Here is a 19,459-nt window from a genome sequence, read left to right as displayed (position 1 = left end):
TATAATGATTTTATAATCTTGAGAAAAGATTACATAGTTTAAGGGGGGTATTTAATATTATGAAAACTAAAAAGTTGCTTTCAATAATTACAAGTGGATTACTGCTAGCATCTATCCTTGCAGGCTGCTCAAGTACACCAGCAAACTCAAATACGGGAAGTTCAGCAAAAGAAGTACATTTGAAGTTATTCATCGGACAAGGACAAGCGAGATTTAAAGAACAATATACTAAGTACTTTGATCAATTTGCAGCTAAGTATGAAAAAGAAAAAGGCGTTAAGGTAACCTATGACCTTGAAATGCCAGATGCAAATACATCAGACCAGCTTTTAAAGACTAGACTTGCTGGCGGAGATGATATGGACATATTTGCAGTTCATGCTGCCAATCAAATACCTGACTTTGGAAAAGCAGGATACCTAGAAGACTTAAATGATCAACCCTTTGCTTCAAAGATTATAGAAAAAATTAAGGGACCAGTTTCATATAATGGAAAGATTGTTGCAGTACCTCTTGAAAACAGCAGCTGGGGATATATATACAACAAGAAAATATTTAAAGACAATAATATAACCGTTCCTACAACCTTATCAGAATTAAAGGCAGTTACTGCTCAGCTTAAGGCAAAAGGTATTACTCCATGGCTGCTATCTTATAAAGACAGCTGGGTTCCACAATTAGTTAACTCCTTGGCAGTTGGAGCTTATGTAAATACTACAGATAAAGACTTTATAGATAGAATGAATAAAGGACAAGGTTCTTATAAAGAAATTCAAGGCATGTTTGACGTTATGGATTTAATAAATGCCAACGGAACTCCAAAGCCTCTTGACCTTGGCGCAGATCCAGCTTGCGGAGACTTCGCAAATGGAAAGGCAGCTATGTGGCTTCAAGGGCCATGGGAATCAGCACAGATTTTGAAGGCAAATCCTAATTTTGAACTTGGAGTTGCAGCACTTCCAATCAGTGATGATCCAAGTCAAACCATGGTAAACCTAGGTGTTTCCACTTCTCTAGCACTTTCAACACACAGCAAGAACAAGGAAGTTGCAAAGGCTCTATTAAACTACATGTATGATGATCAAGACTCTGCTGGGTTCTTTCAAGCATGTCAGTTTGCTCCTGTAGCAACAATTCATAACTATAAGGTTGAATCCTTTGTTGAAGATGCAACAGCATACGTTAAAGCTGGTAAGGCATACGTAGATCCTTCAATGCCTCAAGCAGTTAAGGATGAAGTAGGTAAAGCTCTTCAAGGCTATTATTTAAAGAGCATGTCTAAAGACGATGTTATTAAAGACTTAGATAAAGTATGGGCAGATTCAGTAAAAGCAAGTAAATAAGCTTATACTAGATAATTAAAGATTAAAAAGGTTAGTGGATTAAGCTATCTTAAAAGGGTAGCTTAATTTTTTAAAAAAAGTATTATTAAGTTTAAGAGGTGGTTCCTGTGATAAACATTACAAAAAATACAAAAGTATCGAAGTCAAAGCACCTTATAAATAAGAAATACCTATCTTTGCTCTTCTTTATTGCACCGGCTTTGATATTATATATTACATTTTTTGTTATACCAATGATTAGTGGAGTTTATTACAGCTTTACAGATTGGAATGCATTAAATCAAACATTTAAGTTTCTTGGATTAAAAAATTATATTGAAGCGATTAAAGATGATAAATATTTTATGGATTCAATAATATTTACTTTGAAGTATGCCGTTGTTCTGGTTGTTTCACAAAACATTTTTGCCATAGCCTTGGCAGTTTTAATAGACTCAAAGAAAAGAGGAAATGGATTCTTCAGAACAATATTTTTCATACCAAACATGATAAGCATGATTATATCTTCCTTTGTTTGGGTATTTATATTCACTAAGGTTCTTTCAGAAATATCAACAAAAACTCACATAGCTTTCTTAAATAGCTCCTGGCTTGGAGAACCTAAATTAGCCTTTATAGCCATTTTAATAGTATCACTATGGGTTGGAGTTGGATATATGATGCTCATTTATTTAGCAGCACTGCAGGGAGTGCCCCAGGAACTAAAGGAAGCTTCGATAATAGATGGAGCCTCTCCTTTTCAGACCTTTTTTAAGATAACTCTGCCGCTAATTATGCATGCAATAACCATCTGCACCTTCTTAACATTAAGTACAGGCTTTAAGGCTTTTGATATTATATATGCCTTAACTGGCGGCGGACCTGTAAGATCTACAACTGTTATGGGCCTTAATATCTACAATGAAGCCTTCAATGGAAACATGAGATTTGCCTATGCAAGTGCTAAATCAATAATTTTATTCCTCATCATATTAGTTATAACCCTTATACAACTTGGAGTGCTGAAGAGAAAGGAGATTGAAGCATAATGAAAAAGATTAAAATAATTCCCATTATTACTACTTTAATTTTAATTACCCTGGGAATAATCACCTTGTTTCCAGTTTACATTGCTATTCTAAACTCCTTTAAAACCCAGCCTGAACTATATAAATCTGTTTTGGCATTACCAGGCAAGATTAATTTTGATAACTATATAAATGCAATTAATAAAATGAATTTCCTTAAAATAACCTTTAATACCTTCTATATAACCTTAATATCTGTAGTAGGTATAATTATAGTTGGATCACTAGCAGGCTATAAGCTCGCAAAGACCTCAGGAAAAGTAAGTGCATTTTTCTTCTTATTTTTTACATCTTCAATGCTAATACCTTTTCAAACTATAATGATACCCTTATATAGATTAGCTAAAAATATGCATTTAACAGGATCCAAGACAGGGATAACTTTAATTTATATGGGCCTTGGAATAAATATGGCTATATTTCTTTATCACGGATTTTCTAAATCAATTCCAAAGGAGCTGGAAGAAGCAGCATTAATAGACGGATGCAACGAAGCACAAATGTTCTTTAAAATCATTTTCCCATTACTAAAGCCAATAACAGCAACTATTGCAATCCTAGATGTACTTTGGATTTGGAACGACTTCATGCTTCCTCTTATTATGATTACTAATCCTAAAAATTACACCTTAGTTTTAGAAACAAATATGTTCTTTGGAAAATATACTGTAGATTGGCCAAGTATCTTGGCAGGTTTAGTTTGTACCTGGATACCAGTACTAATATTCTATAGCCTATTCCAAAAATATATAGTAAAAGGCATTGTTTCAGGTGCAGTGAAGGGATAAAAATTCAAGACATCCATTGGGTGTCTTGAATTTTTTCATGAATTTTACTGGCCACAGCTTATGGGGAGTAAAGGTATAATTTGAAGTTGATAAATAGACTTTCAATGTAATATTACTCATTTATGGTTAATGTCACTATTCATGAAGTTGTTGACATAATTATGTTTAATGTATTCTATTTACTTTTTGCCATTCTGTCCGCCAAACTATTCCATAAATGCTTCTTTAAGAAACTTCCTTCTACATTTTCCTCCATGTCCAGAAACATCTTATAAGGAACAGAAAATGACAACATATCAGGTTCTATCATAGGACGTACTGTAATATCAATTAATCCTATTACTGCTCTTGGATTATCTTTCTTAGCTTCATCATAGGGCAAAAGAAAGATAGACTGACATCCTGAAGCAAATGGTATTACTACATTTTCATAGCCTGGTCTATAATAGTTGGCAAGTACTGTAAGTGCTGATAATTGATCTGTATTAACATAAAACACTATTATTTCAGGTTTTTCTTTAGTAATATCTACTTTTGATAAGGGCTTAAATATGACATACTCATATGGAATATCAGTTATTGGTAAACACTTAACAAAATCATCACCTAGTTCTGGATTTTTCATATATCCTTCCCCTTCAAATTTACCTTCCTTACCAACTGTTAAAAAATATTCGATTCCATTTGGATAATTAGGAAATTGCCCAAACCCAAATCCTGTTTTACCACCATTACATGTTACCGTTTTACGTTCGAAAACTGCTATTTTTCCTTTGGCAGCGGCAATAAATAATGGAATTGTGCAACTCCTCTGCCCTTCTTTACCTTGAAGTGCTCCTTCTGGCTTCTCGTTACTTAGTATAACAGCTACTGGCTCATAATTCAGACCTAAACTTTTAACTAAAGAACTTTCCATATAATTTCCTCGCTCTCTTTATTTGTAATCTTATAAATAATTTATACCAATTCGTTATAGTTGTTATGACAACTGACAATAATTTATATAAAAACTTTCAAGGAAGTACTTCTCATTATTAGCCTAATAGGCAGTTTACAAAACAATTCCTATATTATCAATAAATTTCTGAATTGAGTCTTTTAAAAAGCCATTCTGTATTCTTCTAAATATTTCTTTGGCTTTTTCCTGTTCTCCATAACTGAGATAAAGGTGTGCTACATTATTCATCATTACTTCATCAGCACATCTGCTGGGTTCATCATTGTTAATATGGTTTAATAATTGTTCGGCACTTGGTATCGTGCTAAAAAATTTGATTATCACATTTTCTATATCAGAAGCAACAACTTCATTAAATCCTTCTCCAGTCTGTCTATTATATCTATTTTCTAGCTTTTCAAGAAATAAATATCTTTTATTGCCTCTAGCAAGTTCATTTTGAAATGTACTGCTTACTGAATACCCCCATAAATCTAACATATAGTATAAATCACCACAATTAGCTAAGCCGTTCTCCCATCCAATAAGTGAACCAGGAGTTACGTAAAATATAGTAGCATCCCATTTATTATCATACTTTTTACCAATCGAATCATAAAAAGAAGGTATAGCTATCTGTACATCTAAAGAAAATCTGGCATGAACTCTACTATTATCCCTTGAATATTTAACCTTGCATACTTCTATAAGACCATCACGCTGACGATAAAATGTCTTTCCGTTTTTTCTAAATCCTCTTCCTTTAAAACCTGGAACAATAATATTGTCAAAGGTTTCATGAATCATCTCTACATAATTATATTTTTCAGAAAGGCTGTCAAGATAAGGACTACCATAAGAAAAACCATCCATATTAATCACTCCCCATATAAAGTGTATAAAGACTTTGCTTCACCATAGTTTACAAGTTAAATTACTTTAATATATAAATTATACAACTTATGGAATAAAAACACCAATAAAAAAGCCCGTGATCATTATAATCACAGACTACTTAACAATTTATTATGGTTATAATTATTTTTATGTATTAAGGTCTTTTTCCACTACCAAATTCTAATAGAATTTTCCCGGATATGGCATCTATGATGGTATTGGTTGTATCTAATGGTTGTTTACCAATTACATTCTTATCAGGTTTATAATTATCTGGTAGAAGTCCACTAAAAGTAATAATCCAAACTGGTATATCGGATATAGAATCTTTTTCTTTAAGAATTGGGTCAGCATTTATTGCATCTTCTGAAATAGCATTTATGGTAAATGTATTAGTGGATATAAGTCCATATTGCATATATATACCCTTGGGATGTGATGATGATTGTTGTTGCATGGCTTTAGTAATTCTTAGTATTTCATTTTTATCAACTTTCGGTTTTATATTTGTGGACTTTATTACAAATCCCATGTCACTAAAATATTTTTTATCAAAAGAAGAAAAATGATAAATACTATTACTTTCATAAGTTTTATATGCAACAAAACCAGTAATAATAAGAATAATAATACATATAAGTATAAATAAATTTCTTTTCAAAATTCACACCCACTTTCTGATAAGATTAATGATATTGAAAGTTTGATACATTATGCAATTGAATATGAATATTGCGAACTAACTTTTGAAAATGCTCATTTTTTAGATATTGCTATAAGTGGTATCTTCATTTCCTGTTCAGTCATCCCAGCATGATTGGAAATAAATTGATTTGATTTTTGAGAATATACAATACCTTTGTCACTAATTGCTACTGCTAAATAATCTCCTATGAATTCTTCAAACTTAGGATGCATTTTTCCAACACCAAATATATTCTTTTTGATAACCTCTTCTTTTGAGTACAATAAAAAGTCGTCGCCAAAATTATAATTGAATTCAATGGGAAAATCATTCAAATATTCATCTTTTATATAGAATGCTGTAGCTCTTGTTTCGATAGAAGTTGGACGTTTTAACATAGTAATTAACTTAGGATAATCACTCAAAATATAGTGCTTCAAATTACAATGTCCATGGTCTGCAGTAACTATAACCAATGTATCGGATAATCTTTTGCACATATCTGTTACTTTTTCTTCGAGTTCTTTTATATTCTCAGTAACCAGACTGTTATAGCAACCAAACTCATGCATTAAGCTATCAGGATTTTCCCAATATCCATATATGTATTTTTTCTCGGAGGTAGCACACAACCGTTCTACTTCATGCGTCAATTCATCAAATGTTTTTATTTTATTACTTCCGAATTTCGACACACTATATGCGTTAGCCATCCCAGCATCTCTTATTTTTTCGTAAATACTTTTATACGGTAAAATTTGACTGGCAACATGATAATCCGCCGCATGAATTTCTGTGTCTTTTTCCGTGTTAATAAATGCGTTTACAATTTTATTTATTTCACTAAAATATAAACTCCATCCTAGCCACCCATGTTCCAAAGGGGTTAAACCACTTTCAATAGATGTCGTTGCTGATGTCGTAGTTGGAGGAAACACAGATGAATATTTCTTAATCAAATTCTTTCGGAAAAAACCATTTTCCGATAAATGATATTGTAATGCATCAACCCCTAATCCATCCAATAGCAAGATAACTACATTTTTATATTGATATTTCAAAAGCTCATCCACTTCTTTTAGTGTACTATGTTCACTCTCAGCACCAAAATATTCTAAGATAGAGCAAGCTAGATTCACGATACTATTATGATAATCAACAACCATATTTTTCCCCTCTACTTTTAACAGCTTATTATCATTAATCTTAAGTTCACCATTTATTACAAATCTTCATTATCCAATAAGTCTGGTTAATTAAGACTATAAGAATCATATTTACTAAATAAGAACTATCATAATGATATCTTTTCTATCCCTTTTCTCTTTTTAGCATCATAATATTATATTCAACTTTAGGTTGAGTTCCCCATCCAGAATTTACTTGATCCAATATTCCAACAAGTTCCCAACCTTCTTCTCCTAAAAGATTTAATTTGGTTTCTAACATAGAATCATCACTAGCTTTAATAATTGAATCAATTCCTATTACTTTATATTCCCATTTCTTTTTCATCTTTTACCCCCCCTTAATTTAAAATTATCTTTAGTGCTCATTTTATTACAAGTCAGAATTACATTAATATATAAATTATACAACTTGTGGAATAAAAACGCCAATAAAAAAGCCCGTAATCATTATGATCACAGACGACTTAACAATTGATAATATGGATAATAAGAAGTTAATATATAGTATTAACCAACTTATGGTATAATTCACTGCAGTTGATATACCATAAGCTTCTTTCTAACTCAGCGCAATAAAAATATCACTTAAAATTAACATATGTTAATGATGTAAATGCTATTATAAGATACAATTACAGTGAGAAAAACAAAGGCTTTTTTCTATTGTCCGGTATCATCCGTAGGTAGTATCTTGACATGGACGGAAATGATGTCACACATATGTTTATATTTGCAGGCGCTACATACAGTTCTGATTTTTTAACTACAGAAAAACCGCAACCGAGCGGTTTAATCAAGTATTCTTTCAAAATATATGCTGTCACACCATTCTCCATTCTTATAGATATATTTACTAAAACGCCCAACAAACTGGAAATCATTCTTTATTAATACTATTTGAGATCCTATATTACTAGGTGATGTCCCAGCCTCTATCCTATGAAGCTTATGCTTATTGACTGCTTCATCTAAAACAAGTTTTACAGCTCTTGTTGCATATCCCTTTCCCTGATGTTCCACGCCCATTCTATAACCTAGTTCAGCTTTATTAAAACTTCCTCTTACTATTGATACTAAATTTATTCTGCCAAGAATCATTCCAGAATGATTCTTTATTAAATACATATATACTAATCCTTTTTTTTGTTCCTCAACTAGCTCCTTTATTATTGTATTGAATTTATTTAATTCATAAAAGTTATCTCCTCTTGGGAAACCTACACTCTCAAAAAAGGCCTATTTTTAAGTTCAAATGTAAAAAGTTCCTCTGCATCTGACTCCTCAAGTAATTTGATAATTATATCTGACATAAAAGCCTCCTTAACATCGTAGTATCTTACAATTGCGAATTAGTTCTATTATATAAAAATTGGATAAGTTTGTACATAATTTGAGTAGATGATTTTCAACACCATTCTTAGCAAACCACTTTTATTAATTTAAAAAAGATACTATACTTAATGATGCCGATATATTTAGTTAAATACAAATTACTGGATCGAGGGGTTTATATATGAGAAAAAAAGATATACTTGAGTTAAAAAGACGTTTAAAAAAAGATTACTGCACCTTCACTAAAATGTGCGGCTGCTATGTTAGTGGAGAAAAACATATTCTCTTAAAATTTAGAGAAACCTTTCTAAATTTAGAAGAAGAGGAATACTTTAAGTACTTGGAAATTTCTAAAAAAGTGTTGTCTGGAAGCTTGGGAAATAATATTTTAGAGCTTAACTTTCCACTTAATGAGGAGCTTGTAAATGAAAAGCAAACCTTTCTTGCACAGCTTAAAAGAAGTCAATTAAAAGATGATGACCTTCTTAATGACTTTTATGATTTGATTATAAATAATTATGATTATACAGGTAACTATTTAATACTTGTTTTTCATGATGCTTATGATGTTATTACTAAAACCAATGATAATTTAAAAGTAGATGAATCTGAAGAAGTATATGAATATGTGTTATGTGCAATATGCCCTGTTTCACTTTCAGAGCCAGGTCTTAGATACTTTGAAGAAGAAAACAAGATAGGAGCACGTGTTAGAGATTGGGTAGTTGATGCCCCTACTAACGGTTTTGTATTTCCTGCTTTTATTGATCGCAGCTCGGATGTTAACTCTATTATGTATTACACAAAAAATGCAAAGGATACGCATCCTGAACTAATGGAAAATGCTTTAGGCTGTTATTCAAGACAGACAGCTGCTATACAAAAGGAAGTCTTTGCTTCAATTATTAAAGATACCTTTAGCGCTGATGAAGATAAGGCAGATAAAATCTTTATGGAAGTACAAGATAATCTAAATATAATGATAGAAGAATACAATGCCACCTATGAGGATACAGATCCTGATCCTATAACCTTGACAAATAAGGTTATGCAAAACCTTTTAATAGAAAGCGGAGTTCCTGAAGAAGTTACAGCTAAAATTGAAGAATCCTATATAGAAAGCTTTGGGGATGATATTCCTTTAGCAGAAAGCCTAATTGACTCAAAGGTACTTAAGGTAAAAGAGCAAAGAAAGAAGGAAGAACGTCTTCAGAAACAGGTGGAAATGCTTCAAACCAGGCTTGAGCAAGTAAACTATGAGGTTGCTGCAGCTAATGAAACTCAACTGCCATGGTCGGATAATGAGGTTCTAGAAGATTACAAGGCTACTCCTGACTACGATGTTATACTTCAAGTAAAACCCGAAAAAATACCTCAAATAAAGTCTCAAATAATTGACGGCAAAAAATGCATAGTTATTCCTATTAATGAGAATGAACAGGCTACTGTTAATGGCTTAGATGATATAATATAATTAATACTGACAAAAAGCATAGAAGCCAATCTATGCTTTTTGTAATTGCTTGATTTAAGTTGTCTACAAAGAAAATATCATTTCCTTCAGTGGGATAAAATCCATTCAGCTATATCTTCAAGCACATGAAAATCCACTTTTGATGGTATCTTATATTCTTTTTTAAATTCCTTTATAGTCCGAGTATTTTTTTGTTCTGGCCCCTTCATCAGACATCACAGAAATAGCATCGAATTTTGCTTTGAGCGATGCAATCTGTTTTACTGCTAACTTTTGCAGAATTTTATTAAGTTGACCAATCATATCTTCGTTCTGAGAAAGCATAATTTCACTTAAATTTCGGGGAGAACCGGCCATAATTATAATTCCAGCAAAATTTCCGCCTTCAGCATCTATTCTAGGCGCAAGCATACCTCCAAGACTATGATCAATGATAAAAACCTTATCATGGTCAATTCGAATATCACTTCTTAAAAGGTTGGCGGCGAGAATGGTATCTTCAATCGTTTCATCTTCCACTGACATACTGCCTCTATTTTTTTGTTTAAGCATCTTTTTCCCATAAATTTTAGTACGTTTATCGTAACGCAGTACGGCAATACCTTTGCCAGACAGATATTCGGCAATATCTCGAAACGGTTTGTTTGCCATAATAGTTTCATCTTTATCTAAAGGCCCAGAACCGTGTACGAGTACAACGGCAGGAAACTTATGTTGAGATTCATTTGGCATTGACAAAATTCCATCCAAGGGATAGTCTGTTTCTTTTCCGACGATTATTTTTTCGTCCATATGAGACACCTCCGTTTATTTCAAAATTAATGGCAACACCATAAGCGCAATAATCAGAATAACAAGAATGCCAATGGCAATTAAACTTTTAGAATTTCCAAAATTCAAAGTATAACCCATTCCAAATCGTTTTTCTACAAAAAGAGATGAGTCGTTTTTATTGCAGTACAGAAATCCACCGATCCAATAACGGTCGTCATCCACCTTATTTACAAGAGCATCATCCGTTGTTTTCAATCGGCTTCCGCCCTGACCTACTTTTACTGCAAGATAAATGCAGATAATAAAGGTAGCAACCAAAAAAGCAATAGGCAGAAACATCATCAATTTTTCATTTAAGATGGTAAGCATGGAAAGCTGAATGCAGGTGAACAACAGGCTTACCATAAATCCGATGGCAAATAAAGTAATACTCATAACTCCACGGAAAGCGCTGTTTCTCTTAAAATCCCGTTGACGCTTGGATGTACCGATGGCAAGGTTGATTCCTGCAAACAGCAAACCAATTAAAAGTTGCATCACAGGCATTATGCCAATTGTTCCCATGGATTTTATAGCATAGCGGTCCACCTCGCCAGCAATGTTATAATGCATAGGAATTTGTTCTGGCAGAGATGGGTATTTCAGCACCGACGCAATAACGGTGATAACAATAACGACAAGATATAAAAGGTACCACGCAGTATGGATGGTTTTATCGGACTTTTCGCTGATTTCTGCCACTGACTTAGTTTCAATTTCCCAGTCGCTATCTTGTTTGATAGCCTTAATCTTTGAACGCATGAAAAAATATATTAGTATACTGATTATAAAATACAAGAACAAGCCGGCAATTTGAATCCACATTGTATTTTCTGCTGATATCCAGATATAACAGACAGAGCTTCCGATTCCCAAGGCTAAGCCTACCCAAAGACAGCCTATACAATAATTACGCCGCAATGTTTTTAATTGTGGATTGTAATATTCACTTTCTGGCACGGAAATGCCAAAGCAGATGTTTTTCCGTATAAAATAAGGGGTAAAAGATATAGCAAGCACAACAAGAAGCCATGAAAGTCCCATAACTCCAATAATAAAATTCAAACTATTATTCATGACAGTTTCCTCCTTCTATACTTTTATCCCATAGATCTTTCATTAAAATTGCAAACCGTTCTTTACCAATATCCCGAGCCCGAAGCTCAATGATAATGGGCAAGAGCAGTTTCTCAAATACAGACAAATCCTCTTTATCCAACTTTGGCGGACTGCAAATCTCTGCACCTTTGCTTCGATGTATTTTGATATACCCTTCGTCACAAAGCATCTCATATACTTTTCGCACTGTGTGCAGGTTGATTCCAAGGTCACTTGCAAGTTGCCGAATTGATGGTAAATTATCCCCTTCATGTAGTTCTCCTGATAATATTCCGCTTACAATAGCTGTTTTCAGTTGCTTGTAAATCGGAATCGAACTGTGCATATCAATTTCGATTAACATTAATATGCCTCCTTTATATATTTGTTATATATCAACTATAACAAATATAATAAGATTAGTCAATCTTATTTTAAGTTAAGACAAAAACGCAATCAGGGGTCCTTTTTGCGTGAATACTCCAGAATCGGAGCTTACCGAATTGCGTAGTCGCATAAAGGCGACAAAATGGCCTGAGAAGGAAACGGTAGAGGATGCATCATAAGGCGTGATATACGAATATGTGGCTCAGGACGGAGACTGGGGTGCTATTATCACAGATCTCATGGCCGTACAGGAGCCTCAGGACACCCGGTCGGTCTTACGAGAGACGATATCCTCGACAACATCACGCTCTACTGGTTGACCAAAACGGCGATTTCTTCAGCTCGTCTTTATTGGGAAAACAAATTCTCCTTCTTCGGTGTAAAGGGCGTATCTATTCCGGTTGCCGTAAGCGTCTTTCCTGATGAGCTCTATCATGCCCCACTGAGTTGGATGAAGCAGGCCTATCCTAAACTTATGTATTACTACAAGTTCGACAAGGGAGGCTACTTTGCCGCCTGGGAACAGCCAGAGTTTTCTCATGTATTACAAGACCTTATTTACATACAATACGATTCACCGTAACACATTTAAATGAGAAAAGGTAAAATAGATTATATATCTATCTTACCTTTAATAAACTTCTCTATTCCTTAATTACGTATCTTAAAACATAAATATCGCTATTTACATAATCTATGCCAAATTCTATTGGTTTAGAATATTGGTCATAATTTGTGCTAGTTATTTCAATAACAATTGCTTTTCCTGTTTTCGAAAATAATTTAGCCTTTTCCCCTACTAGTTGCACTGCTTTTAGCTTTTGATAAGAATGATTTATCTTAATATTATAATTTCTTCTTAATATATCGTAAAATGATTCATTCTCAAAAGTATATTGATTAAGAACAGGAAACCTATCGGCTGATATAAATACTTTTTCTATAACCGCTGGATTATCATCTGCATATCTTAATCTTTCTAAAACATAAACTTCGCTATTTAGAGGTATTTTTAAATTATCTGAAATATATTCATCTGCTTTAATCTTATTAAACATTAAAACTTTAGAATATGTTTTAAAACCTAAAGCTTCCATTGTTTCACTCCACCCTTTAGAAACAGAGTTCATTGTTTTTTCAATATTAAAGCGAGCTACAAAAGTTCCTTTTCCCCTTATACGAGTTAACATTCCCTTGCTAACTAAATCATCAATGGCTCTTCTTACTGTCATTCTGCTTGTGTTAAAAAGATTACAAAATTCCTCTTCTGTAGGAATAAGTTCTCCTTTTCCATATCTACCATCTTTTATTGCATCTTTAATATAATCAATAATTTCTCTATAAATAGGCTTACCTGAATCTTTCATTATCTAGTCCCCTGCTTGTAAACTTAATATAATTATATATACATTTTGTATATATTCTATATTCATGTAGTATATTAGTCAATAAGACTTAAAACTTAATATAATTCTTATATATATTCCCTTATTCCAACATTAATAATACTTATTGAATAATTCGTTATTATATTCATCTGCTCCATCTAGGTTTGAACTTTTAAATACTGGCACATCTATGCCTTCTTTAACTAATTTATCAATAACAGTTACTACTATTACTTGAGCTATTGCTATTCCTGTTGCATCTGAAGTAGGTCCTGTTGGAATATTAAATCCTTCTACATAAAATGCAGCATCACCCTTTTCAGCACAATTATCTATTACTACATCAGCTATTTCATATATATTTTTTCCTGACTTATGTCTTGATTCAACTTGAGTTGAATGCTTAAGAGATGTTAAAGCAATAACACTAGCACCTATTTCTTTTGAATATAAACACATTTCAACAGGGACATTATTTCTTCCTGAATTAGAAACAATCATTATAGTGTCATTTTTGTTTACCTTATATAAATCTAAAATACTTTTTGCGTATCCATCTAACCTCTCCAAATATGTGCTTTTATTAGGCATTTCATGCAGCATTAATTCTGGAGGTAATATTCCTTGTACATACGCTAATCCCCCAGCTCGAATATATAATTCTTCAGCTACCATATGAGAATGTCCTGACCCAAATACGTAAAATCTTCCGCCTTTCTTACAAGATTCTACTATTAGATCTGCTGCTTTTTCTATGTTTTCACTTTGAGTCTCTTGTACTTCTTTTAATTTTGACATTACAAATTCTAAATATTTATTTGTTATCATCTTTTTACACCCCTTATTATTGAATATTTTATTTATCATGAAAAATCCTTTTTTAATTTATCTAAAACAAATGAAATTATTTTTTCTCCTTGTCCTCTTTTTATAATACTTGAAGAAGCTTCATAAGCTTTATCGTCATAAGATTTTTTGTCGGAAAAATATAAGTAATACCCATTTGTAAATCCTAAAATTATGTTCTTTCCAGTATCTTTTATATTCTTACCTAAACTTGAAAAGAGCTCTCCAGGTATCGTTACAAAGTTCCAATCATTTATTTTTATTATATTTATTTCTAAACTTACCTTTTCCATTTTATCTATATACTTAGCGAATCTTAAATTTGTACAAGCTCCTTCATACTCTGATTCTATTAGTCTCAAATCATTAGGATTAATACCCTTTTTCTTAGCTTCTGCTACTTTTTCTTTTAACTTACATACAACCTTTTCAGCATCTTCAACACTATCTATATCTCTAATTTCTACATCTAAGTTGTAATTTTTAACTTTCACATCATATATAGATCCTTTATATATTGGATTTTCTAAACTATTCTTAATTGCATTTGCTAAATTTTCCCCAAGCCTATTTACTTCGTCAAAGGAGGATCCTTTTCTTGTAAATCTAGTACTTATATCACCAGCACTTCCATTAGTGAAAATAACCATATCATATGAATCTTCTAAATATTTCAAGACACCAGCTGGAAGATCCGCTGTAATATACAAGTTTTCTTGATTCATTATTGTTGGATGACATGAAAAATTATACATTAATATTTTTTTGCCACTATTAAGTAAAAACTCCATTGTAAATAGTCCTGTATCCCAAGGAAATTCAATACTATGTCTTTCACTACATACATCATAGACATTTGAAATTCCTATTTGTATTTCACACTTTTCTCTATTATCTAAGGCAACTTTTACTCCGTCTGCTAACTTACTAACATAATCTTCAACTAATTCTTTATTATAATCTCCAAAAACTCCTTCTAATCCTTTAAGTATTCCGTTTATATTATCAGAAACACCTTTAGGACCCGAATGAGTATGTGTAGCTCCAACTATTATATTGTTTTTCTTTATTCCTAAATATTTGACTTTGTCATATACCTTTTGAACAAAATAACTTTCTACACAGATGAGATCCATTTGTATAAAACATAATAATTCATCTTTGTGATCAATTATTAATATCCTGCCAAATAACTCATCATGTATACCTTTTGATAATCTAAAATGGTCATATCCTGCAAGCAATACCCCAGTTGGCGGTGTTATATTTACCTGTAAAAATCCAACTCTTGTAGTCATATAATTTCTCCTTTCCATAACACTTAAATTTATACTTTTAATAATTAATTTATATATATACATATCTCTATCTACTAAAGTAACTAAAAAAACATATAATATGTATATACAAATTGTATATACATATTATATGTTTTTCTAAAATTCATGTCAATAATACTTAGTACTAATATTCTACAGCCTATTCCAAAAATATATTGTAAAAGGCATTGTTTCTTGTGCAGTAAAAGGATAAAAATTCAAGACATTATTGGGCGCCTTGAATTTTTTACATGAATATAACTAGCCACTGCTTATGGGCGGTAAAGACTTAGTCTCTTTTGTAACCCTTCTAGAACTTCTTCTGGCACTTCCCTCACCTTGATATCCTCACCTAGAAAAAGCAGCCAATTTGTTATTTCGGTCAATTCATCCCTCTCATTAACATTAATAAAAGTCTTTAGAATAGCTGTGGTTTGGTAAGGATTGGTATAGGAAATTGATACATTTAAAGGATGATATTTTTTGAACTGAACAATGGCTTTTGGACCAAGTTCTATAACAAGGTTAATTAGCACTCCCCTCTTACTTAGTTCTTCTAAAATCTTTTTCTTACTTAATCTTTTTTTCATGTCGTAGGGTTTCACATCGATGATATGGTCAATAGGAAAAATCTGTTTCCTTTCTTCCTTTAAATCAAAGCCTTCCATAAGCCAAAGGCTTTTTTCATGATAAAGGTGCAGGAGATAAACTTGGTAAGACTTTACAGCCTCCCCTTCTTCCATAGTAATCAATAAATACCTATCTAAAAGAAGGATTTGAATGAGTTTTTCTAGCATTGGATGAGGAAGGTCTGAAAGCTCAAGCAGGTCAGGATTATTGGGGTTGGTTCCTTCAAAAATCAGAACTTGATTTAAAAGCACAAGGTCATCCTGCTGGTTTTCTGAGATTAGGCCTAGCAATTTTTCAGCTAATGACTGGCGGCTCTTTAGATAAGGGAGTTGTTGATTCCTGGTAGCCATAAAGGCAATAAAAAGTGCTTTGACCTCATTATCGGTAAACCGGACATCGGGCAGAACAGAGTTGTGCATGACAAAATAGCCCCCATCTCTTCCAACTTCAGCGACAAATGGCATTCCCATATCCTCAATTTCTCTTATATCTCTAATAGCTGTGGAACGTGAGATGTTAAATTCGCGCATTATTTCAGAAATTGTAAAGTGTGCGCGATTATTGATATATCGCATAATTATATTAATCCGTTCAACTTTTTTCATAGCTTCTCCTAAATAGTATCATTTTTTGACATGATTTAAGAATATTATATACCTATCAAGTGAAGAATATAAAGTAATTTGACTAATTTTAAGAAAAGGAAGGTTGAATATGGCTAATTATACCTTAGAAGAAAAAGAAAGCTTTACTGTTTTAGGTTTTGGAACTGAACTTAAGAGCCATTACACTGATTTCGCCGGCTTAAATAAGGAAAAATCAGATTTTTGGCTATCTGTTAGCCAAGATGGAAGACTTGACACTTTAAAAGACTTAGCTACAAATGACTATATTTTTGCAGTGAACGAAGCGGTAAATAACAAGATGATGCACTATGCTGGCGTTATGTCAGAAGCATCAGCACCTGAAGAAGCAAGAGTTATCCCATTTCCTAAGAGTGAATACTTAGTTGTTAAAGGTGAAGGGAAAAACTCCGAAGAATTAAATAATATGCTTACAGGTATTGCCTTTGGTCAAGTTCTGCCTGCAGCAAGTAATTTTGCCTATGTGGGTGGCCCAAACGCAGCTGTTGAAATGGGTCAGCGAAACGGCTTAGTTTTTGGTGAAATGTGGATTCCTGTTGTTAGGAAATAATTTTAAGTTGCCTAGTGCCCGAAGGGAAGCGAGTAACTTAAACTAAAGGAGGAAAGAAATGTCCTATATTGTTGATTTTAAAAATGTATCTACGGTTGGTTTAGAGTCTTCGCCTGTAGCCGAAGCACTTGCAGGTTTACGTGCTAATGAAGCCCGCTACTATATGAACAAATACAAGCATGAATTTACAGTTGTACCAGCTAGTGAAAGTAAGGAAACTCTTGATTATGTAAACCGAATTTTGAAAGAACGTAATATCGAGTTTGCAGCAAAGCCTTTAGAAACCTCCCGTTTTCAAGTGGAAAATATCAAATTTGCCTATGTCTTTTATGAGGATGGCCTTGCTATTAACGTTATGTATACAGTTGATGATCCCAAGAAGCGAGCTGTTGGCTTAAAGCTTTCTGAAGGTATGGAGATACCAAAGGAGTTAGAAGGAAAGTTTAAATTCGCTAGACAGAAATCTAAACTAGCTGGAACAATTCGTGGTTCGTTTTTCGTAATTAAGGGAGAATATTAAAACCCTTATAAAAGTGATAACGTCTATAGTTTTGTATTAAATATAATTGTTATACTTAAATTTATTAAAAAATACAACAGTATTAGTTACTGTTGTATTTTTTAATTGGGAATAACCTTATTGCCTCTTGATGAAAGTCTAATTAATTATCATAATAAAAGAAACAATGAAAATCATCTTATATAATACTTATTTTGTATTGATGACTTTATCTGTTTTAATATTCTTATATTCTAAAATTGTCAGTGCAATCATTGCAATATCAATTATTGTTAAAACCAATAGCATTATTGAATGAGTTTGGCTGAAACGCTGTATTTGTATAATAACAAAAATCATAAATACTACACAAGACATGGGATATGCCCATAATTTTTTTCTCCATAAAAGAACTAAAAGCAAAATTTTAACTAATCCATGGGACAATAAATAAAAGGAGGTAAAATGCTGCATACTGATTGAAAATACATGCCTAAAAGAAAGAAGATAATTCATTACAAGATCATTTGGATCTTCTTGCAGTTCATTTTTCGAAATAAATGTTATAAGTTTGCTCATTCTTTCAGGTGTTAGAAAAATAAGAAAAAAACCACATAATACTTCTCCCGTATCATATAAACCCTTTAAAATCAAACCAATATGGAAACCTAAATGTATATTTCTATTATCTAATTTATTATTCAAGGCTTTTACCTCCATATATATACGTTGAAAATATAAATAATCTTTGCGAGGATAAAATATTTATTTTATTATTTGTATTACAGTCATAACTACACCCATGGCCATAAAGCATATACCTACAATCTTTTGCAATGTCTTTTCATTAACCTTATTAGCATAACGTGAACCTATAACCCCTCCAAGAACTGCCCCCACAGATAGCAAAACACCTAATGTAAAATCTATTTTACCTCTAGCAGCATAACCAATAGTAGAGGAAAGAGCTGTTATTGCCATTATAAGAGTAGAAGTACCTATAGCTTTATGAAGCGGAAATGACATTAATACTATTAATGCTAAAAGTATCATAACTCCACCGCCGGCTCCAAATATACCACTTAATATTCCTATACCTAAGCCTATAATTAAAGCTGCTAATATTTTTTCCCATTCTTTTTTAAAGTTAAGTTTAATGGAGGTATTTGATGGATCACTTTCCTTTTTATAGCTCTTACGGAGCATTAATAAACCAGCAATAACTAACACCACTCCAAAACTTGATGATAGGTTACCTTCCCCCATCTTACTTGCAAATGATGCACCTAATTGAGCTCCTAAAATAGAAGTTAAAGCTATCCAAATACCTGATTTAAGGTCTATATTGCCATTTTTGTAATAAGAATAAGCTACAGTTAAAGAAGCTATAACATCCACAAAAAGGCTTGTGCCTATTGCTGTGTGGACACTAACTTTAAAGAATAAAGTTAAAATAGGAACTATAATCATAACTCCGCTAGCCCCTATAAGACTTGTTATACTACCAGTAATGATACCAATAACTATTGCTAATAAATAAAATATTATATTCATAAAAATCAATCTCCTTTG

The 19,459-nt window shown here is 32.4% G+C and carries 22 protein-coding genes; 6 read left to right on the top strand and 16 right to left on the bottom strand.

Translation table 11 applies throughout. The features are described from left to right. Window positions 1-59 precede the first annotated feature (59 nt). The 3 genes from ACJDUH_RS02190 (at window position 60) to ACJDUH_RS02180 (ending at window position 3,198) form a co-directional block, all read left to right on the top strand. On the top strand, window positions 60-1,343 hold the full coding sequence (locus ACJDUH_RS02190; RefSeq protein ID WP_406763515.1) for an ABC transporter substrate-binding protein: 1,284 nt from the start codon (window positions 60-62) through the stop codon (window positions 1,341-1,343). 107 nt (window positions 1,344-1,450) lie between these two features. Beyond that, the gene (locus ACJDUH_RS02185; protein ID WP_406763514.1) at window positions 1,451-2,371 is read left to right on the top strand and encodes a carbohydrate ABC transporter permease; all 921 of its coding nucleotides are present in this window, start codon (window positions 1,451-1,453) and stop codon (window positions 2,369-2,371) included. After that, window positions 2,371-3,198: a carbohydrate ABC transporter permease gene (locus ACJDUH_RS02180; RefSeq protein ID WP_406763513.1), complete on the top strand. Its 828-nt coding sequence runs from the start codon at window positions 2,371-2,373 to the stop codon at window positions 3,196-3,198. Before ACJDUH_RS02185 ends, ACJDUH_RS02180 begins: the two co-directional genes overlap by 1 nt. A 175-nt stretch (window positions 3,199-3,373) precedes the next feature. Here ACJDUH_RS02180 and ACJDUH_RS02175 read toward each other — a convergent pair whose 3' ends face one another. From ACJDUH_RS02175 to ACJDUH_RS02150, 6 genes are all read right to left on the bottom strand, one after another. After that, complete coding sequence (locus tag ACJDUH_RS02175) at window positions 3,374-4,114, bottom strand: DUF169 domain-containing protein (RefSeq protein ID WP_406763512.1); 741 nt, start codon at window positions 4,112-4,114, stop codon at window positions 3,374-3,376. A 135-nt stretch (window positions 4,115-4,249) separates the two neighbouring features. Beyond that, on the bottom strand, window positions 4,250-5,008 hold the full coding sequence (locus ACJDUH_RS02170) for a DUF4304 domain-containing protein (RefSeq protein ID WP_406763511.1): 759 nt from the start codon (window positions 5,006-5,008) through the stop codon (window positions 4,250-4,252). A 178-nt stretch (window positions 5,009-5,186) separates the two neighbouring features. Continuing rightward, window positions 5,187-5,693, bottom strand: coding sequence for a hypothetical protein (locus ACJDUH_RS02165; protein ID WP_406763510.1), 507 nt, complete (start codon window positions 5,691-5,693; stop codon window positions 5,187-5,189). 95 nt (window positions 5,694-5,788) lie between these two features. Then, the gene (locus tag ACJDUH_RS02160; protein WP_406763509.1) at window positions 5,789-6,883 is read right to left on the bottom strand and encodes an alkaline phosphatase family protein; all 1,095 of its coding nucleotides are present in this window, start codon (window positions 6,881-6,883) and stop codon (window positions 5,789-5,791) included. A gap of 145 nt (window positions 6,884-7,028) precedes the next feature. Next, window positions 7,029-7,232: a DUF4177 domain-containing protein gene (locus ACJDUH_RS02155; protein ID WP_406763508.1), complete on the bottom strand. Its 204-nt coding sequence runs from the start codon at window positions 7,230-7,232 to the stop codon at window positions 7,029-7,031. 464 nt (window positions 7,233-7,696) lie between these two features. Next, window positions 7,697-8,074: a GNAT family N-acetyltransferase gene (locus ACJDUH_RS02150; RefSeq protein WP_406764997.1), complete on the bottom strand. Its 378-nt coding sequence runs from the start codon at window positions 8,072-8,074 to the stop codon at window positions 7,697-7,699. A 346-nt stretch (window positions 8,075-8,420) separates the two neighbouring features. Between ACJDUH_RS02150 and ACJDUH_RS02145 the strand changes: the two genes are divergently transcribed. Continuing rightward, complete coding sequence (locus tag ACJDUH_RS02145; protein ID WP_406763507.1) at window positions 8,421-9,713, top strand: DUF4317 domain-containing protein; 1,293 nt, start codon at window positions 8,421-8,423, stop codon at window positions 9,711-9,713. A gap of 162 nt (window positions 9,714-9,875) precedes the next feature. Here ACJDUH_RS02145 and ACJDUH_RS02140 read toward each other — a convergent pair whose 3' ends face one another. The 8 genes from ACJDUH_RS02140 to ACJDUH_RS02105 all read right to left on the bottom strand — a co-directional run bounded on the left by ACJDUH_RS02140 (window position 9,876) and on the right by ACJDUH_RS02105 (window position 16,799). Next, entirely contained in the window at window positions 9,876-10,505 is a 630-nt protein-coding gene (locus ACJDUH_RS02140; RefSeq protein WP_406763506.1) for an alpha/beta hydrolase family protein, read from the bottom strand. Between the two features lie 15 nt (window positions 10,506-10,520). After that, window positions 10,521-11,603, bottom strand: a complete 1,083-nt coding sequence (locus tag ACJDUH_RS02135) for a DUF1648 domain-containing protein (RefSeq protein ID WP_406763505.1) — start codon at window positions 11,601-11,603, stop codon at window positions 10,521-10,523. Then, complete coding sequence (locus ACJDUH_RS02130) at window positions 11,596-11,970, bottom strand: GntR family transcriptional regulator (protein WP_406763504.1); 375 nt, start codon at window positions 11,968-11,970, stop codon at window positions 11,596-11,598. The genes ACJDUH_RS02135 and ACJDUH_RS02130 overlap by 8 nt, the downstream gene beginning before the upstream one ends. A 378-nt stretch (window positions 11,971-12,348) precedes the next feature. Further along, window positions 12,349-12,552, bottom strand: coding sequence for a hypothetical protein (locus ACJDUH_RS02125; RefSeq protein ID WP_406763503.1), 204 nt, complete (start codon window positions 12,550-12,552; stop codon window positions 12,349-12,351). A gap of 103 nt (window positions 12,553-12,655) precedes the next feature. Beyond that, window positions 12,656-13,378, bottom strand: a complete 723-nt coding sequence (locus ACJDUH_RS02120; protein ID WP_406763502.1) for a GntR family transcriptional regulator — start codon at window positions 13,376-13,378, stop codon at window positions 12,656-12,658. Window positions 13,379-13,510: 132 nt separating this feature from the next. Further along, entirely contained in the window at window positions 13,511-14,227 is a 717-nt protein-coding gene (locus ACJDUH_RS02115) for an SIS domain-containing protein (RefSeq protein WP_406763501.1), read from the bottom strand. Between the two features lie 35 nt (window positions 14,228-14,262). Next, a complete protein-coding gene (locus ACJDUH_RS02110) occupies window positions 14,263-15,543 on the bottom strand; it encodes a neutral/alkaline non-lysosomal ceramidase N-terminal domain-containing protein (RefSeq protein ID WP_406763500.1) in 1,281 nt (426 codons plus the stop codon). Window positions 15,544-15,836: 293 nt separating this feature from the next. After that, window positions 15,837-16,799, bottom strand: coding sequence for a helix-turn-helix transcriptional regulator (locus ACJDUH_RS02105; protein WP_406763499.1), 963 nt, complete (start codon window positions 16,797-16,799; stop codon window positions 15,837-15,839). A 109-nt stretch (window positions 16,800-16,908) separates the two neighbouring features. On the opposite strand from ACJDUH_RS02105, the gene ACJDUH_RS02100 reads away from it, so the two are divergent. Then, window positions 16,909-17,388, top strand: a complete 480-nt coding sequence (locus ACJDUH_RS02100) for a GyrI-like domain-containing protein (protein ID WP_406763498.1) — start codon at window positions 16,909-16,911, stop codon at window positions 17,386-17,388. A 58-nt stretch (window positions 17,389-17,446) separates the two neighbouring features. Continuing rightward, a complete protein-coding gene (locus tag ACJDUH_RS02095; protein WP_406763497.1) occupies window positions 17,447-17,908 on the top strand; it encodes a phage tail protein in 462 nt (153 codons plus the stop codon). A 189-nt stretch (window positions 17,909-18,097) separates the two neighbouring features. Here the strand turns inward: ACJDUH_RS02095 and ACJDUH_RS02090 are convergent, their stop codons facing one another. Continuing rightward, on the bottom strand, window positions 18,098-18,592 hold the full coding sequence (locus tag ACJDUH_RS02090) for a DUF2127 domain-containing protein (RefSeq protein ID WP_406763496.1): 495 nt from the start codon (window positions 18,590-18,592) through the stop codon (window positions 18,098-18,100). Between the two features lie 60 nt (window positions 18,593-18,652). Further along, complete coding sequence (locus ACJDUH_RS02085; RefSeq protein WP_406763495.1) at window positions 18,653-19,441, bottom strand: sulfite exporter TauE/SafE family protein; 789 nt, start codon at window positions 19,439-19,441, stop codon at window positions 18,653-18,655. Between the last annotated feature and the right edge of the window lie 18 nt (window positions 19,442-19,459).

The organism is Candidatus Clostridium radicumherbarum, assembly GCF_045310525.1.
GTDB lineage: Bacteria > Bacillota > Clostridia > Clostridiales > Clostridiaceae > Clostridium_AT > Clostridium_AT radicumherbarum.
Note: the sequence above shows the minus strand (reverse complement) of the source record. Positions and strands in the feature narration are given on the sequence as shown.

What these genes read in the sequence shown, in the direction of transcription:
- ACJDUH_RS02190 (WP_406763515.1), top strand. Translation starts at nt 60, where the DNA reads ATGAAAACTAAAAAGTTGCTTTCAATAATTACAAGTGGATTACTGCTA.
- ACJDUH_RS02180 (WP_406763513.1), top strand. Translation starts at nt 2,371, where the DNA reads ATGAAAAAGATTAAAATAATTCCCATTATTACTACTTTAATTTTAATT.
- ACJDUH_RS02175 (WP_406763512.1), bottom strand. Translation starts at nt 4,114, where the DNA reads ATGGAAAGTTCTTTAGTTAAAAGTTTAGGTCTGAATTATGAGCCAGTA.
- ACJDUH_RS02170 (WP_406763511.1), bottom strand. Translation starts at nt 5,008, where the DNA reads ATGGATGGTTTTTCTTATGGTAGTCCTTATCTTGACAGCCTTTCTGAA.
- ACJDUH_RS02160 (WP_406763509.1), bottom strand. Translation starts at nt 6,883, where the DNA reads ATGGTTGTTGATTATCATAATAGTATCGTGAATCTAGCTTGCTCTATC.
- ACJDUH_RS02155 (WP_406763508.1), bottom strand. Translation starts at nt 7,232, where the DNA reads ATGAAAAAGAAATGGGAATATAAAGTAATAGGAATTGATTCAATTATT.
- ACJDUH_RS02145 (WP_406763507.1), top strand. Translation starts at nt 8,421, where the DNA reads ATGAGAAAAAAAGATATACTTGAGTTAAAAAGACGTTTAAAAAAAGAT.
- ACJDUH_RS02140 (WP_406763506.1), bottom strand. Translation starts at nt 10,505, where the DNA reads ATGGACGAAAAAATAATCGTCGGAAAAGAAACAGACTATCCCTTGGAT.
- ACJDUH_RS02135 (WP_406763505.1), bottom strand. Translation starts at nt 11,603, where the DNA reads ATGAATAATAGTTTGAATTTTATTATTGGAGTTATGGGACTTTCATGG.
- ACJDUH_RS02130 (WP_406763504.1), bottom strand. Translation starts at nt 11,970, where the DNA reads ATGCACAGTTCGATTCCGATTTACAAGCAACTGAAAACAGCTATTGTA.
- ACJDUH_RS02125 (WP_406763503.1), bottom strand. Translation starts at nt 12,552, where the DNA reads ATGAGAAAACTCTGGCTGTTCCCAGGCGGCAAAGTAGCCTCCCTTGTC.
- ACJDUH_RS02120 (WP_406763502.1), bottom strand. Translation starts at nt 13,378, where the DNA reads ATGAAAGATTCAGGTAAGCCTATTTATAGAGAAATTATTGATTATATT.
- ACJDUH_RS02115 (WP_406763501.1), bottom strand. Translation starts at nt 14,227, where the DNA reads ATGATAACAAATAAATATTTAGAATTTGTAATGTCAAAATTAAAAGAA.
- ACJDUH_RS02110 (WP_406763500.1), bottom strand. Translation starts at nt 15,543, where the DNA reads ATGACTACAAGAGTTGGATTTTTACAGGTAAATATAACACCGCCAACT.
- ACJDUH_RS02105 (WP_406763499.1), bottom strand. Translation starts at nt 16,799, where the DNA reads ATGAAAAAAGTTGAACGGATTAATATAATTATGCGATATATCAATAAT.
- ACJDUH_RS02100 (WP_406763498.1), top strand. Translation starts at nt 16,909, where the DNA reads ATGGCTAATTATACCTTAGAAGAAAAAGAAAGCTTTACTGTTTTAGGT.
- ACJDUH_RS02095 (WP_406763497.1), top strand. Translation starts at nt 17,447, where the DNA reads ATGTCCTATATTGTTGATTTTAAAAATGTATCTACGGTTGGTTTAGAG.
- ACJDUH_RS02085 (WP_406763495.1), bottom strand. Translation starts at nt 19,441, where the DNA reads ATGAATATAATATTTTATTTATTAGCAATAGTTATTGGTATCATTACT.